Annotated in this window: 11 protein-coding genes; 6 read left to right on the forward strand and 5 right to left on the reverse strand. The window is 62.0% G+C overall.

The genetic code is table 11. The annotated features are described in order from the left end of the window. From ACFFWD_RS32325 to ACFFWD_RS32335, 3 genes are all read right to left on the reverse strand, one after another. A partial coding sequence (locus tag ACFFWD_RS32325) for a hypothetical protein (RefSeq protein ID WP_376972343.1) occupies nucleotides 1–262 on the reverse strand: 262 nt, incomplete at its 3' end. An 851-nt stretch (nucleotides 263–1,113) separates the two neighbouring features. Then, nucleotides 1,114–1,527 (reverse strand): DUF2000 domain-containing protein, encoded by a 414-nt coding sequence (locus ACFFWD_RS32330; protein WP_376972345.1) that lies wholly within the window; start codon nucleotides 1,525–1,527, stop codon nucleotides 1,114–1,116. Nucleotides 1,528–1,751: 224 nt separating this feature from the next. Further along, nucleotides 1,752–2,300 carry a TetR/AcrR family transcriptional regulator gene (locus ACFFWD_RS32335; RefSeq protein ID WP_376972347.1) on the reverse strand — a complete coding sequence of 183 codons (549 nt, stop codon included), beginning with the start codon at nucleotides 2,298–2,300 and terminating at the stop codon, nucleotides 1,752–1,754. A gap of 582 nt (nucleotides 2,301–2,882) precedes the next feature. Between ACFFWD_RS32335 and ACFFWD_RS32340 the strand changes: the two genes are divergently transcribed. From ACFFWD_RS32340 to ACFFWD_RS32360, 5 genes are all read left to right on the forward strand, one after another. Then, entirely contained in the window at nucleotides 2,883–4,037 is a 1,155-nt protein-coding gene (locus ACFFWD_RS32340; RefSeq protein WP_376972349.1) for an ABC transporter substrate-binding protein, read from the forward strand. A 63-nt stretch (nucleotides 4,038–4,100) separates the two neighbouring features. Beyond that, complete coding sequence (locus tag ACFFWD_RS32345) at nucleotides 4,101–5,726, forward strand: AMP-binding protein (protein ID WP_376972351.1); 1,626 nt, start codon at nucleotides 4,101–4,103, stop codon at nucleotides 5,724–5,726. Next, nucleotides 5,723–9,055 carry a carboxyl transferase domain-containing protein gene (locus ACFFWD_RS32350; RefSeq protein WP_376972353.1) on the forward strand — a complete coding sequence of 1,111 codons (3,333 nt, stop codon included), beginning with the start codon at nucleotides 5,723–5,725 and terminating at the stop codon, nucleotides 9,053–9,055. Before ACFFWD_RS32345 ends, ACFFWD_RS32350 begins: the two co-directional genes overlap by 4 nt. A gap of 48 nt (nucleotides 9,056–9,103) precedes the next feature. Beyond that, a complete protein-coding gene (locus ACFFWD_RS32355) occupies nucleotides 9,104–9,982 on the forward strand; it encodes a crotonase/enoyl-CoA hydratase family protein (protein ID WP_376972361.1) in 879 nt (292 codons plus the stop codon). A gap of 64 nt (nucleotides 9,983–10,046) precedes the next feature. Continuing rightward, nucleotides 10,047–11,030: an NAD(P)H-dependent flavin oxidoreductase gene (locus ACFFWD_RS32360; RefSeq protein WP_376972355.1), complete on the forward strand. Its 984-nt coding sequence runs from the start codon at nucleotides 10,047–10,049 to the stop codon at nucleotides 11,028–11,030. A 978-nt stretch (nucleotides 11,031–12,008) separates the two neighbouring features. Here the strand turns inward: ACFFWD_RS32360 and ACFFWD_RS32365 are convergent. Together ACFFWD_RS32365 and ACFFWD_RS32370 are read right to left on the reverse strand one after the other, a co-directional pair. Then, the gene (locus ACFFWD_RS32365; protein ID WP_376972357.1) at nucleotides 12,009–12,425 is read right to left on the reverse strand and encodes a hypothetical protein; all 417 of its coding nucleotides are present in this window, start codon (nucleotides 12,423–12,425) and stop codon (nucleotides 12,009–12,011) included. Nucleotides 12,426–12,547: 122 nt separating this feature from the next. Then, nucleotides 12,548–13,525, reverse strand: coding sequence for a VOC family protein (locus ACFFWD_RS32370; RefSeq protein ID WP_376972359.1), 978 nt, complete (start codon nucleotides 13,523–13,525; stop codon nucleotides 12,548–12,550). 452 nt (nucleotides 13,526–13,977) lie between these two features. Between ACFFWD_RS32370 and ACFFWD_RS32375 the strand changes: the two genes are divergently transcribed. Beyond that, nucleotides 13,978–14,193, forward strand: coding sequence for a hypothetical protein (locus ACFFWD_RS32375; protein WP_376971418.1), 216 nt, complete (start codon nucleotides 13,978–13,980; stop codon nucleotides 14,191–14,193). Nucleotides 14,194–14,359 lie beyond the last annotated feature (166 nt).

Raw genomic sequence — 14,359 nt, forward strand, 5'->3', positions numbered from 1 at the left:
CCCGGCAGACGCTCCACTTATCGACGCGGAGATTCTGTTCAGACAATCGGGACCAGCTCACAGGGATCATTTTCCGGTGACTGCCCTTCGCAACACCCTTCGGTGTGATCAGCTTTGTTAAATCCGCATCAAGCCGTTCTTGTGCTGCTTTGAGTCGCTCAAGTTTGACCAATGATGGATTGGACCAAGAGTTTAGGTTTTTCAAATAGTTAGAAGGCGGCGTGTGCGCGACGTGTGCACCGGGAGATCCAGAAAAATCCATTGAGGGCAAATCTGAGCAAGCGTTCCAAGGTCCGTTGTGGACATCCGCGCATCCGCGCTCGACGCAATCCGAGTTGATAAGAGGAGAGCACCCACCTGCGAGGTCGTGTCCCAGCTGGTGGTGTAGCTGGAGCGAAGCCGCTCGCGAAGCGCGCCCCCCAATAGCGCCGTAGCGAGCGAGCGGCTTTGCGGGTGGTCACCGATGATTCGTCGGTAAGGTTCGGGTTGCGACACCAACCTGATTCGAGGAACCACCGATGACCGACGACATGATGAACCTGCGCGCGCTCGCTGGATTCTCAGCGCTCGCTGAGTTCACGTACGTTCAAATCCAGTCGCCGCAACCAAGTTGATGAAGAACCCCAGCATCGTACGCCTACGATGAAGGCCGCCTTGTTCTGAGAGGCGGATTGAGCACTCATAAGCACGTGCTTAAGAGCTAGCTTAAGAGCGATTGATGGGTCAGATTTCGGTGCTTACGGGGCCGGAACGGCGGCGGCGTTGGAGCGAGGATGAGCGGTGCCGGATTGTTGCGGAGGCCTTTGCGTCGGGATCGTGTGTGGCGTAGGTTGCGCGGGATCACGATATTTCGACGGGTCTGATTTACACTTGGCGTCGCCGGCTTCGCCAGGACCTTGCTGAACAGGGCTTTGTGGAAGCGGCGATGAAAGCGGAGCCGATCAAGGAAGCGGTAGCGACCGGTGAAGTGATTGTGGTGGAATTGACGGGGAGCGGGCGGATCGTCCAAGCGCTCAAGGAGAGCGCATCGTAACGCCGCATTTTGCCATCACTGGGACCATGAGTCGGAACGGAGGCCCGGTTCCGATTATGATCCAGATTTTGACATGACGGCTACCTCAGGAGCGGGAGATTGCCAGTCAATTTCTCGATTAGCTTCCGAGATCCGCAGAGCGCCAGAGCCCGGTACACGATGTCGTCGCCAGCCGTGCGGGCCATCAGCTCGCTATAGGTATCGTAGGTCTGGGGGCGTTGGGCCTGTTCGGTAAAATCGATTGCCACGACCTCTTCGAAATCCTTTTTTCGAACGGCATCACGTATCTGAAGCATTCGCTCGGGGGACGCCGCCAGAATAGGGAGGGGAATGCGAATGACGCCCCTGTACGCGTTGCCGCTGGCGTCCCTTATCTCGTCTCCGCAGAGCCGATGCACCGCTTGCCCCAGCGAAAACGAGACGACGGCGACGGCATTGGCCAAGAGGCCGAGCGGAATGCCCCGATCGACTACGATGACCGCCTTTTCGGACACTGCTTTTCCAATCCGGATATCCAGAAGACAGACCGGCCTCCGCCGTCCGTTCCCTTGACTGCGTCACCTATGCCCCATGGAAAACCAGGATGTCAACAAAAATGAAAATGATTTCATGTTTGTTGCTGATTTCGCTTCTGACATCGTGGTCATGAAGCTCCCGCGCCGAGGAGTTTGCGGGCTTGCGCGGCCGGGCCGATCTCGCCCTATCCCGAAGGTAGCCCTCAAGGAAGAAGAACGCGGCGCAGCAGATCCAGATAGATCGCGACGATCCGCTTGTCGATGTTTCCCTTCCGATCGATAGCGCTATTCAGACGCAAGCCGTAAAAGCTGCGCTGCGCCATCAACATGAGCGTGATCGCTTCTATTTCCAGCGCGTTGAGCCGCCTGATCTGACCGGCGGCGCCGGCCTGAACCAGCACGTTGCGATAGCCCTGGGTGATGGCTTCGAAGTAGGCCTCGAAAGCCTTGGGGCTGAAGATCTCGGCCTCGTTGAGCACCTTGAGAAAGAACGGATGCTGATGCAGGAAGCGGAACCACGCCGAGAAAGCGGCTTCCTCGCGCACGAAGAAGTCGTCGCTGTCCGGCAGAGCGGCCCGCACCGAGTCGCGTAGTCTTCGACCGTAGTCGACGACGAGCTCGGCGAAGATCACCTCAGGACTATCGAAGTAATTGTAGAAGGTGCCGAGCGCGATGCCGGCGCGATCGGTGATGCGGCTGATCGTGGCCGCCGAAAAGCCGCTTTCCGCGATGATGAGGGCGGTCGCCTCCATCAAGGCATCTCGGGTCCTTTCGCGGTTCTGCGCGCGCTTCGAAAGCGGCGGGGCGGGCGTAGCTGTCTTCACCTTCGTCTTCGGCATGTTCAGCATATAGCGGCGAAACCTGGCGTCGTCAGCAGAGAAAAATGAAAGTAGTTTCATTTTCTATTGACTCGCAAGACCGGCTGGGACAGGGTGCCGACGTGCGAGACCGAGATTTCGTCTCCGAACGCAAGCCTCGATCTCGAAGGGTCGAGGCGACCGCACCGCCCAAAGAAGGCGGTCGGGACGAACCGCGACACGCCACGGTTTCCGTAGCGCGACGCCCGTTCGTCGCATGAGATCGATCGGGGGAGGATGAAATGATGAAGAAGACGGAATAGCTCGAATTCATGTTGCGCGGCGCGCCTGCAGCGGAGCGCTACTTTCTCATTACTCGGATGCGAACAACAGCGCTGTCCGACGACAGCGCCACGGCACGCCTTTGTCCGTTATGCATCTAACGATTTTCTATGGTCGAAAGGACATCCCATGTCGGTTACGATCCGATGCTATCTATCAGCGTTTCTTACAGCACTTTCCGTTTCACTTGCTCCTATGTCGTCGCTTCGAGCAGCAGACGCGCCGGTCACCCTCGGCGTCCTGAACGATCAGTCCGGCGTGTTTTCGGACGTCACGGGTGAAGGCTCGGTCATCGCCGCTCAGATGGCCATCGACGATTTCGGCGGCAGCGTGCTCGGCCGGCCCATCAAGCTTCTGAGCGCCGATCACGGCAACAAGGCAGAACTTGCGAGCACGATTGCCCGCCGCTGGATCGATGTCGACGACGTGAGCGCCATCTTCGACGGTGGCTCCTCGGGAGCCGCCTTGGCCATCCAGGAAGTCGCGAGACAGAAAAAACGCATCGCGGTGTTTTCCGGACCCGCCAGCTCGGACCTGACTGGGAAGGCGTGCTCTCCTTTCGGCTTCCATTGGACCTACGACACCTATGCCCTTGCGAACACGCTCGCCAAAGCGCTGGTCGCGCAGGGTGCCGACACTTGGTTCTTCCTGACCAGCGATTACACCTTCGGCCACGCTCTCGAGCGCGACGCAACGGCATTCATCGAACGCGCCGGTGGAAAGGTCATCGGACACGTTCGCCATCCCCTGAATTCGCCGGACTTCTCGTCCTACATTCTGCAAGCGCAGTCTTCCGGCGCGAAGATCATCGGCCTCGCCAACTCCGGCGACGACGCCCTCAACGCCATCAAGCAAGCGGCGGAATTCGGCGTGGCCGACCGCGGGCAGCGGATCGGCGGCTTGCTCTTGCTGCTGAATCAGATCCACGGCCTCGGTCTGAAGGCGGCCGCGGGGACGTTGGTCGCGGAGTCCTTCTACTGGGACATGAATGACGCGACGCGGAACTTCTCGACCCGGTTCGAAGCGAGGGCCCGCAAGAAGCCGAACATGATCCAGGCGGGCGTCTATAGCGCCGTGACCCACTACCTCAAGTCGGTGGAGGCGGTCGGAACACTGGAAGCGATCGCAGTGGCGAAGGAAATGCGGTCGATGCCGATCAACGATTTCATGAGCGCCGACGTGAAGATCCGAGAGGACGGTCGCGTTCTCCGCGACATGTATCTCTTCCAAGTCAAGGCGCCGCAGGAGTCGAAGCGGCCGTGGGAGTACTACAAACTCCTGTCGACCGTCCGGGGCGAAGATGCGTTCCGCCCGCTCGCCGAGGGCGGCTGCAAGTTGGAGAGCAACTGATCCAACGAGGATCGGCGCGCCGCCAAGGATCCGGGGTCAAGTTCGCACATTGGAGGAAGTCGAATGCAGCGGGCAAACAGGGCGGAAGCCTCCGCCGACGATGCGTCCATTTTGCCCTACCTGCTGGCGCGCGCCGAGCGCGAGCGCGGGCACGAGACGTTCGCCGTCTTCGACGACGGCTTGATCTGGACGTATCGCGACACGGCCGATCAAGCCCGTCGCGTCGGCTCGGGCCTGCGCCGGGCAGGCGTCGAACGTCACGAAAGCGTGCTGGTGTGGGAGCCCAACGGGACCAGGTCGCTCGCGGCCTGGTTCGGTATCAACATGCTCGGGGCGGTCTTTGTCGGCATCAACACAGCATATCGCGGATCGCTGCTGCGGCATGTCGTGGAGAATTCAGACGCAAGCGTGATCCTCTGTCATCCGGAGCTGGCGCCGCTTCTCATTGACTGCGCGCCGTTCACCCGACTGACGACGGTCTTCACGGACTTGGACGATCTTAGGGATCCCGAAAGGTTCGCAGCCGCGGGCCTTCGCCTGCGTTCGAGGAGCGAGTTGCAGGACGACGCAGCGGCCGATCTTCCGGTGGAGGGGATCAAGCCATGGGACGTCCAGTCGATCTGCTACACGTCCGGCACGACCGGACCATCGAAAGGTGTGCTGTCGAGCTATCTTCATCTCTTCACGATGGGAATGGAATGCACCGAAAGCACGACCGGCAACGATCGCTGGGTGATCAACCTGCCCTTATTCCATGTGGGCGGCACCCTTTTCGTGACGGGCGCGATCGGACGCGGTGGATCGATCGCGGTCCTGCGCGAATTCCGCACCGGGACGTTCTTCGAATCCTGCAGGGCGCTCGAAGCCAGCGCCGCCTGTCTGCTGGGATCCATGGCGACGTTCCTGTTGCGCCAGCCCGAGACCGCCGCGGATCGCGATCACGGACTGCGCAGGGTGATGGTGGTGCCGCTCAGCGAGGACGCGCGCCTGCTGCGCGATCGCTTCGGTTTCTCCGTCTACACGGTCTTCAACATGAGTGAGGTCTCATGCCCGATCAGATCGGACGACAATCCGACGGCGCGCGGATCATGCGGGCGCGTGCGACCCGGCCTGGAAGTACGGATCGTCGACGAGAACGATTGCGAGGTGTCGACCGGTGAAGTCGGCGAACTGATCCTCCGTTCCGACCGGCCTTGGACGTTGTCGCACGGCTACCACAAGATGCCCGAGGCGACCGCGAAGGCGTGGCGCAACGGCTGGTTTCATACCGGCGACGCCTTCCGATGCGACGCGGAGGGCAACTACTTCTTCGTCGATCGGGTCAAGGACGCCATTCGCCGGCGCGGCGAAAACGTCTCGTCCTTCGAGGTCGAGGCTGAACTGCTGGCACATCCGGCGGTCCTGGAGGCGGCGGTCATCGGCGTGCCGAGCGAGCTCGGCGAAGAAGAGGTATTGGCGGTGTTGACGCCCAAACCCGGCGCGACGATAGCCAACGACGATCTGCTGTCCTTCCTGCAGGATCGTCTGCCTCATTTCATGGTGCCGCGCTACATCCGGCATACCGCAGGCCTGCCGAAGACACCGACCGGCAAGGTAGAGAAGCACCGCCTGCGTGAAGAGGGGGTGACTCCCGATGCCTGGGACCGCGAGGCGGCTGGCTTCCGAGTGCGGCGCGGCAAGCTCTCATGATCAAAGAGAACAAGGTCCTAGACGTGTCCCACGCCATCTTCCGGAAAATGTTGATCGCCAACCGGGGCGAGATAGCCATCAGAGTGGCGCGGGCCGCCGCGGAACTTGGGATCGCCACCGTCGCCATCTTCCCGGCGGACGATTTGAAGGCACTTCATGTGCGTCGTGCCGACGATTGCCGGCAGATCGCGGGCGAGGGTGCCGCCGCCTATCTCGACATTTCGGAGATCGTGCGCGCGGCGACCGAATCCGGCTGCGACGCGATCCATCCCGGTTACGGATTTCTGTCGGAAAGTGCCGAGCTGGCGCGTGCATGCGTGGCCGCCGGGATCGTCTTCATCGGTCCCAAGCCCGAAGCTCTCGATCTGTTCGGGGATAAGGGCGCGTCTCGTCGGCTGGCGCAGGAAGTGGGCATTCCTCTCGCGCGCGGCACCCAGCGGGCCACGACTCTCGAAGAGGCGCGCGATTTCCTGAAATCGCTGGGGGCCGGCGGCGCGGTCATGATCAAGGCCGTCGCCGGAGGCGGGGGCCGTGGCATGCGTCCGGTCCGCTGCGAAGCCGAACTGGCGGAGGCGTATGCGCGAGCTACCTCGGAGGCGATGGTGGCGTTCGGATCCGGAGGCGTCTACGTCGAGGAGCTGATCGTTCAGGGCCGTCACATCGAAGTGCAGATAGCTGCCGATGTCCGGGGAGATGTGATTCACCTCTATGAGCGCGAGTGTAGCCTACAACGTCGCTATCAGAAACTGGTGGAGGTCGCGCCTGCGCCCGGCCTCAATGCCGACATCCGCGGCCAGCTCACCAAAGCAGCCGTCGCGCTCGCGAAGGCGGGCAATCTCCACACGCTATGCACGTTCGAATTTCTGCTCGGCAGCCAAGCGGCTCAGCAAGGCCGCTTCGTATTCATGGAGGCCAATCCGCGCATCCAAGTCGAGCACACGGTGACCGAAGAGGTGCTCGGAATCGACCTGGTGAAGGCCCAGATTCAGTTGGCCGCCGGCGCGTCGTTGAGGTCCCTCGGCCTGGCACAGGAGAATATCCGCAAGCCCGCAGGTTACGCCGTCGAATTGCGCATCAACATGGAGCGCGTGAACCCGGACGGCGGCGCCATCCCGACCGGCGGCGTGCTGACGGCCTTCGAACCGCCCACCGGGCGAGGCGTACGCGTCGAAACGCTCGGCTATGCCGGCTATGCGACCAGCCCTCTCTACGACTCCCTTTTGACGAAGCTGATCGTCCACACGGATGCGGCAGATCTTCCGAGAGCCTTGGAGCGGACCTATCGCGCTTCCTGCGAATTCCGCATCGAGGGTGTCGAGACGAATCTGCCTTTCCTGCAGACCTTGATCGGCGACGAACGCATCCGCCGCGGCGAATTCGATACCGGCTTCATTGAAAGAAACGCGCAAGGCTTGATCGAAAGCGGACGGACGCATCCGAAGATGTTCGCGAGCGTCGCCAACGGCGCCTCCGCCGAAAGCGCGGCCAGCGTTCCGCAGCCGGCAGGGTCGCATTCGGTTCCGTCGCCGCTCACGGGCCGCCTGATCGCCTACATGGTTGAAGAGGGCGACGCCGTCCGGCCGAACACGACGGTCGCGATCGTGGAAGCGATGAAGATGGAGCACGCGGTCCACGCCGGCGTGGCCGGAACCGTGTTGCTCAAGACCGGCACGGTCGGAGGGACGGCGTTCGTCGATCAGCCGCTTCTGTTCATTGCCCCCGGAGACGGCGCCGAGGCCGATCTGGTCGAGGAGAAGAAGGCCGATCCGACGGCGATCCGTCCGGATCTCCTCGAAGTCATGGAGCGCCATGCCGAGATCAGCGATGAGCGACGTCCGGAAGCGGTCGCGCGGCGTCGGCGCACCGGGCAGCGCACAGCGCGCGAAAACATCGACGACCTCTGCGACGCGGGTAGCTTCATGGAGTACGGCGCGCTTGCCCTCGCGGCGCAGCGGCGACGCCGATCGGTGGAGGCATTGCGCGAAATCAGCCCGGCCGACGGCCTAGTCGCGGGAATCGGGACAATCAACGGAGACCTGTTCAAGACCGGGACTGGCTGCGCCGTCCTGGCGTACGACTACACCGTATTCGCCGGCACCCAGGGGTTCATGGGGCACAAGAAGACCGACCGGCTGCTGCACATATGCGACGACTGGAATCTGCCCATCGTCATCTTCGCCGAGGGCGGCGGCGGGCGGCCGGGCGAGACCGACTACATGGGCGTCGCCGGCCTGGACATGCCCTCGTTCAAGTTGCTGGCCGGCCTCAGCGGCAAGGCGCCCTCGGTCGCCATCGTGTCAGGACGTTGCTTCGCGGGGAACGCCGCATTCGCCGGATGCTGCGACGTCATCATCGGCACCAAGAACGCGAACATCGGCATGGGCGGCCCGGCGATGATCGAAGGAGGCGGCCTGGGCACCTTCGCTCCGGAGGAGGTCGGGCCAGCGCAGGTCCAGACGGCCAACGGCGTCTTCGATCTTCTGGTCGAAGACGAACGCGAGGCCGTTTTCGCGGCCAGGCGCTACATGTCCTACTTCCAAGGTCGGCTGTCCGAATGGTCGTGCAGGGATCAACGCCTGCTTCGTGCGACCGTGCCGGAAAACCGTGCCCGGGCCTACGACGTCAGACAAGTCATCGAACTTCTCGCGGATGACGGATCTGTGCTCGAACTGCGGTCGTCCTACGGCGTCGGCATCATCACGGCTCTTGTGCGTATCGAAGGTCGCGCAGTGGGCCTCTTCGCCAACAATCCGCGCCATCTGGGAGGCGCCATCGACGCCGAGGCGGCGGACAAGGCCGCGCGCTTCCTCGAATTGTGCGAAGCTTACGCGCTTCCGGTCGTCTCGCTTTGCGACACGCCGGGCTTCATGGTTGGGCCCGAGGCCGAGAAGACTGCGTTGGTCCGACGGGTGTCGAGGATGTTCGTCGGCGCCGCTAACATCAGCGTTCCTCTGCTGACGATCGTGCTGCGCAAGGGCTACGGCCTCGGCGGCCAGGCCATGGCGGGCGGCAGCACGTCGGCACCGTTCTTCATGGTTTCCTGGCCGACGGGCGAGTTCGGCGGCATGGGCATAGAGGGTGCCGTGAACCTCGCGTACCGGAAGGAACTGGCCGCGATCGGTGACGAGGCCGAGCGCCGACGGCAATTCGAGAGCCACGTCGCCGAGCTCTACGCGAAGGGCAAGGCGACCAACATGGCCTCTTTGCTGGAAATCGATGGAGTCATCGATCCGGGCGACTCGCGCCATTGGATAGTGCGCGCGCTCGATAGCTTGCCTCTGCCGAGCAAGGGATCCGAAAAGCGGCGGCCCTTCGTCAGTCCGAGATAGGAGAAGAACTTGGTGCATGCTCAGACCCTGCCTGGGTCAGCGAGGTATGTGACGCTGGATCTTGAGCGCGAGGACGGGGGCATTCTCGTCGTTCGTCTCAACCGCCCCGAATTTCTGAACGCCTTCACGGTGAAGATGGCGAGCGAGCTCATCGATCTATTCACCTTGGCGAACGATGACGACGCGACGCGCGCGATTGTCGTCACGGGAGCGGGAAACACGTTCTGCGCGGGGATGGACCTTCGTCGCGAGGGAAACGTCTTCGGCCTGGACGAGACGCTGCGCCCCGGACTCGAGGATATGCGCGTTCGCCTGGACGATCCGGCCGTCAGAGACGGCGTGCGCGATACCGGCGGGCGTGTGACGTTGGCCATCTATGCCTGCCGCAAGCCGGTGATCGCGGCGATCGATGGCGCCGCCGTCGGGATCGGCGCGACTATGACCCTCGCGATGGATTTCCGTCTGGCCACCCCCCGAGCCCGCATCGGCTTCGTCTTCAGCCGCCTCGGCATCGTGCCGGAGGCCTGTTCGTCCTGGTTTTTGCCGCGCCTTGTCGGGTTGCAGCGCGCCCTCGAGTGGACCTACAGCGGCCAGATCCTGTCGGGCCAGGAAGCGTTGGAGGGCGGTCTTCTGCACTCGTTGCACGAACCCGAGGCACTGCGTGCCGCGGCCCTCGAGCTCGCGCGTCAGATAACCACCGACAGGTCGCCGGTGTCGGTCGCCCTCATAAGGCAGATGATGATGCGCAACATGGCGGCCGATCAACCGCTGAAGGCCCACCAGGTCGAGTCTCTCGCGATGTTCTACACAAGCATCGGGGACGGCAAACGCGGCATTCGGGCGTTCCTCGACAAGGCGCAGCCGAGCTTTTCCTCCAATGCGTCGACGATGCCGGACTTCTACGACGAATGGATATCGGGACGGTGATCGGAGCCCCGTGTCCGGGCGTAGGGACAGACAGCCGCTACCCAATTCATTCCAGGAGCCGTAGATGAAGACGCGCATCACCGAACTTCTCGGTATCGAACATCCTATCATCCAGGGAGGAATGCACTATGTCGGTCTGGCCGAATTGGCGAGTGCAGTGTCGAACGCCGGCGGTCTTGGCGTCATCACGGGACTGACGCAGCGGAGCCCCGAACTTCTCGCGAAGGAAATCGCCCGCTGCAAGGACATGACAGACAAGCCGTTCGGCGTGAACCTGACGTTTCTTCCCATGTTCAACGCTCCTCCCTATCCCGAATACATCGCGGCGATCATCGAAGGAGGGGTCAAAATCGTCGAGACCGCCGGACGGAGCCCGGAAGCCTACCTGCCAGCGCTCAAGCAGGCGAGCATCAAGGTCATTCACAAATGCACCTCGGTGCGGCACGCCCTAAAGGCGGAACGCATCGGTTGCGACGCGGTCAGCGTCGACGGCTTCGAATGCGGCGGGCATCCCGGCGAGGATGACGTGCCAAACATGATCCTCCTACCGCGGGCGGCCGAGGAGTTGAGGATTCCGTTCGTGGCGTCCGGCGGAATGGCCGACGCGCGCAGCCTGGTCGCGGCCCTTTCGCTAGGGGCCGACGCCATCAATCTTGGGACCCGTTTCGTCGCCACGCGGGAAGCGCCTGTGCATGAGAACGTGAAGCGGGCGATCGTCGAGGCGACCGAGCTCGATACGCGCCTGATCATGCGTTCCCTGAGGAACACCGAGCGTGTTCTGAACAACGCGAGCGTCGCGGAACTGACGGAGATCGAGCGATCCAAAGGCGCAATGCTGATTATCGAGGATATCCACGATCACGTCGCCGGGGTCTATCCGAAAGGGATGATCGACGGCGACATGGACGCCGGTGCGTGGAGCTGCGGCATGGTCGCCGGTTTGATCCACGACATTCCCTCGGTCAGGGAGCTCGTCGACCGGATCATGACGGGCGCCCAGAGCATCATACGCGACCGGCTGACCGCGATGCTCGACGCAGCAAACTGACGGCATCCCGGCTCTATTCGCTGGCCCGGCCGCGACGCAACGCGGAACCTTGCCGTAACTTTCAAGACGCACGGAGACCATCATGAGCAGCAGTGCGCCGTTCCCAGCCAAGACAGTCCGCGCCATCGGGATCATCGGAGGGAGCCCACGCCTGCGATACATCAGATCCAACAATCCGAGCCGGATTTTCTTCCCATGCTTACTCGCGCAGATATCACAGCGTCTAAGTTTCCGTGGAAGCCCGCACTATCGAATTGTTAGATAAGGCAAAAATTGGCGCACCCGACACGATTCGAACGTGTGACCTTTGCCTTCGGAGGGCACAGCTCGACCTATGCCGCCAATCGCGGACCTGTTCTGGGTGTTGCGTGCTTCCACAACCACCAGGCCGTCGGAGCTCCTCACTGAGCTTCATCGTATCGGATTCCATCGCACGGTTTCCAGCTCGGCAATGATGCGTGCCGAGACTTCCGCGTACAGATCGCGGTTTTTCATACTTCCCTCGCTGGCTGTAGCTGACGCGACCAAGGTCGGTCGCGTTGCTCTAGCCGCGTCGGGTACTCACCGCCGGCGCGCGATCGAATTTGACCCACCGGGATGCATGGACAGGCCGGGGGTCGTCGCGCGCGCGAGACGTGTGCCGCGCAGATGGGGCTCCCCCAAAAGGAAATCGTTAACAGATCGTTAAGGGGAGGTGTCAGCGGCCCGCCAACAGTGTTGCGGCGAGGGCGCTCTATCGCGTTAGTCGCTGCCGGAGCTCCGCCAGCGAGGCCAAGCCAGGTTTGCCGTGCCGACTTCGATGGCGCTCACCGGCGCCTGCCGTGTGCTGGCTGCCGCAGCGAAATCCACTTGCGACAATCCGCGTTCAAGCACCGCCGTAGATTTCCCACAAGGATGCGGTGCGCCGACTTAGGATCTCGCCCCCCGAGCCGCCCACTTCTCCTTGGCCTCAGCCCAGTAATTAAAGGTACAACCGACTCAGGTTGCTGCGATTGTCAGTTCGGCTTCGGCCGCTTCCGAATCAGTCTCCACTTCGTCTTCCTGCTCTTCAGCTGTTGCGCCGCGGAGGGCGGCCTGTCCGGTTGCCTTCTCGATAAGGGTTAGCAGATGCTCCTGCCTATCCGTCATGAAAGCATCGAACTGATCGGCTCTGAGTAGCGCTGGATTGATCAGGTGAGAGTGCAAATACCCGTCCAGGTTTTGCGCCGGAATCGGCGGGGTGTCGTTATCGCCGCGCTCCAATTTGGCGAGATAAAGAGAGGGCGCTGCTCCGCCAATTATACGATTAGTCCTGTATGCAAGCGGTGTCTTATTGATGATTGAATCGTATACGGCCGGCTTGATCCTTCGATCTTCGCACCATTTCTTTGGGAAGATGTGATGGATACGCGCCACGTTGACGAAACGAGAACCGTCTTGATCGATCGTTCCGATAGCTAAACGCTCGGTTCAGCGCCACCCTCGTGACCCGACTGAGACATCGAGGTCCGGCAATACTTTCAGCGCCGATAACGGCGTTAGCGGGTCTTGCCGCGCATCGCATCCCACCACGGACAGGTGCCAGCCATGCGTTCGTAGTTGCCTTCCATCACCTGAACAGGGGCGCGGCGCGTCTCAGCACGTGGGGTGGGCGCGCCGATGTCCTCGAACAGGCCCTTGTGGCCCCAGAAGCTGCCGAGGTTGGTCATCTCCACGGGCGGCGTTACGTCGTCGACCTCCCTGCCGCCCCAGCCGCATTCCACGTAGATATCCGACGGGGTGCGCATGTAATACGACGTCATGAGGTCGTTGGGATGGCGGCCGAGTGTGGCGACGATTTGCTGCGGGGTGCTCTGCAGCAGATCGTAGCCCTGGCCGACATCGTCGAGCTGATAGTACTCGACGAGCAGGTGATGCATGCTGCGCACTGGCGCGGCCACGAGAGCCACGCTGTGGTGGCGTGCGTTGACATGCATGAAGTAGGCCTTCAGCGGGGCAACCATGAAGTCGCTGATGCGAAACCCCAGCAGGTCCTTGTAGAAGGCCAGGGCGGCATCGATGTCGGGGAATGTCAGAAGGGTGTGGCCCATGCCTTGTGGGCCGGTACGGAAGCCGGAGACGTCGCGGCCAGGCTTAAAGACCGTGTCAGCGACCTGGGCGCCGTGGAAGGCTTCCAAACGATTGCCGGCGGGATCAGCAAAGGAGATCAGGTCCGTCACACAGCGCTGGTCGGCCAGCGCTGCGGGTTCGCGCTTCACGGCAACGCCGGCGGCTTCGAGGCGGGCAGCGAGCGAGTCAAGAGTCGCGGCATTGGCGACTTCCCAGCCGAAGACCTGAGCGCCCGGCTCAATGGCCCGGTCGATGAACAGGCGCTGTTTGCGGTCGTCCATACGGAAGGCACGCATCGAGCTGGCGCGGTCCACGGCCTGCATGCCAACGTTTGATGTGGCGAACGCGGCCCAATCATCGAGGTTCGACGCGCCGACGCCGAGATAGCCGAAGGCCTGGATTTCCATGCTCTATCCTCCCCCGTTGTTTTCTCGACAAGGCTAAGAGGCCGCGAGCGCCATTGCAATCGGTGTTGGGGCGTTCACTCGTCAACCGACAGCAAAATACCGGTGTGGTCGCGACAGCCGGAATAGCGGACATCACAAATTCACGCTGCCAAGTCGGCTGATGCCCATCGCGACATATTGCGCCGCCGCGCGATCTCGGTCGCTAACGGGGTGAAGCGGAAGTGGAGGGGTGGATAGGACCGGCGGGACAGGTCGCGTTTGACCCATGTTGTGTAAAAACGCGGACGCCTATGGTTGGGCCGGTCGCGCTGCTTGCCGGCGACCGCCTCCTCCAGGCCTATGAAGTGGGGCTCGACTGCGACACCGGCACTGCTCAGACGTGAGGAGCGCGATACGCTTGAAGCCGTGCTGTGAGGCATTAGCTAAAGGGAATCAAGCAAAGGACCCACACAATGAGCGAATGGCGGGACATCAGCACCGCACCTAGAGACGGGGTGTTCGTTCTGCTGCACAATGACAACTGGGCGAGCGATGTCGAAGGATTTTGGCACAAGAGCAGTCAGTCCTGGTCTGCCAACACGCGCATCCCGGGCATCGAAAACCGCGTAATCAGTGCGGAGCCACCGACGCACTGGAAACCACTGACGGTCGAAGAAGAGAAATACTGAAACCGCGGCCCTTAGGGCATCAAGCCGGGCATGTCGATTCGACAACGTCTGATAGGGTCTCCCCGCAGAACGGACTCTACTCAAAACCGGGGGTGTTTTAGGGGAGTAGATCACAATATATGCTGAATTGGCTCCTTACGCTGGAGGAAGCGGTCATGCTCCAGAC

It is taken from the genome of Bradyrhizobium erythrophlei (assembly GCF_042430365.1).
Classification (GTDB): Bacteria; Pseudomonadota; Alphaproteobacteria; order Rhizobiales; family Xanthobacteraceae; genus Bradyrhizobium; species Bradyrhizobium erythrophlei.

Bases quoted from the DNA above. Each gene is read 5' to 3' on its own strand.
- ACFFWD_RS32345 (WP_376972351.1), top strand. From the start codon at position 4,101: ATGCAGCGGGCAAACAGGGCGGAAGCCTCCGCCGACGATGCGTCCATT.
- ACFFWD_RS32340 (WP_376972349.1), top strand. From the start codon at position 2,883: ATGTCGTCGCTTCGAGCAGCAGACGCGCCGGTCACCCTCGGCGTCCTG.
- ACFFWD_RS32360 (WP_376972355.1), top strand. From the start codon at position 10,047: ATGAAGACGCGCATCACCGAACTTCTCGGTATCGAACATCCTATCATC.
- ACFFWD_RS32370 (WP_376972359.1), bottom strand. From the start codon at position 13,525: ATGGAAATCCAGGCCTTCGGCTATCTCGGCGTCGGCGCGTCGAACCTC.
- ACFFWD_RS32375 (WP_376971418.1), top strand. From the start codon at position 13,978: ATGAGCGAATGGCGGGACATCAGCACCGCACCTAGAGACGGGGTGTTC.
- ACFFWD_RS32350 (WP_376972353.1), top strand. From the start codon at position 5,723: ATGATCAAAGAGAACAAGGTCCTAGACGTGTCCCACGCCATCTTCCGG.
- ACFFWD_RS32335 (WP_376972347.1), bottom strand. From the start codon at position 2,300: ATGGAGGCGACCGCCCTCATCATCGCGGAAAGCGGCTTTTCGGCGGCC.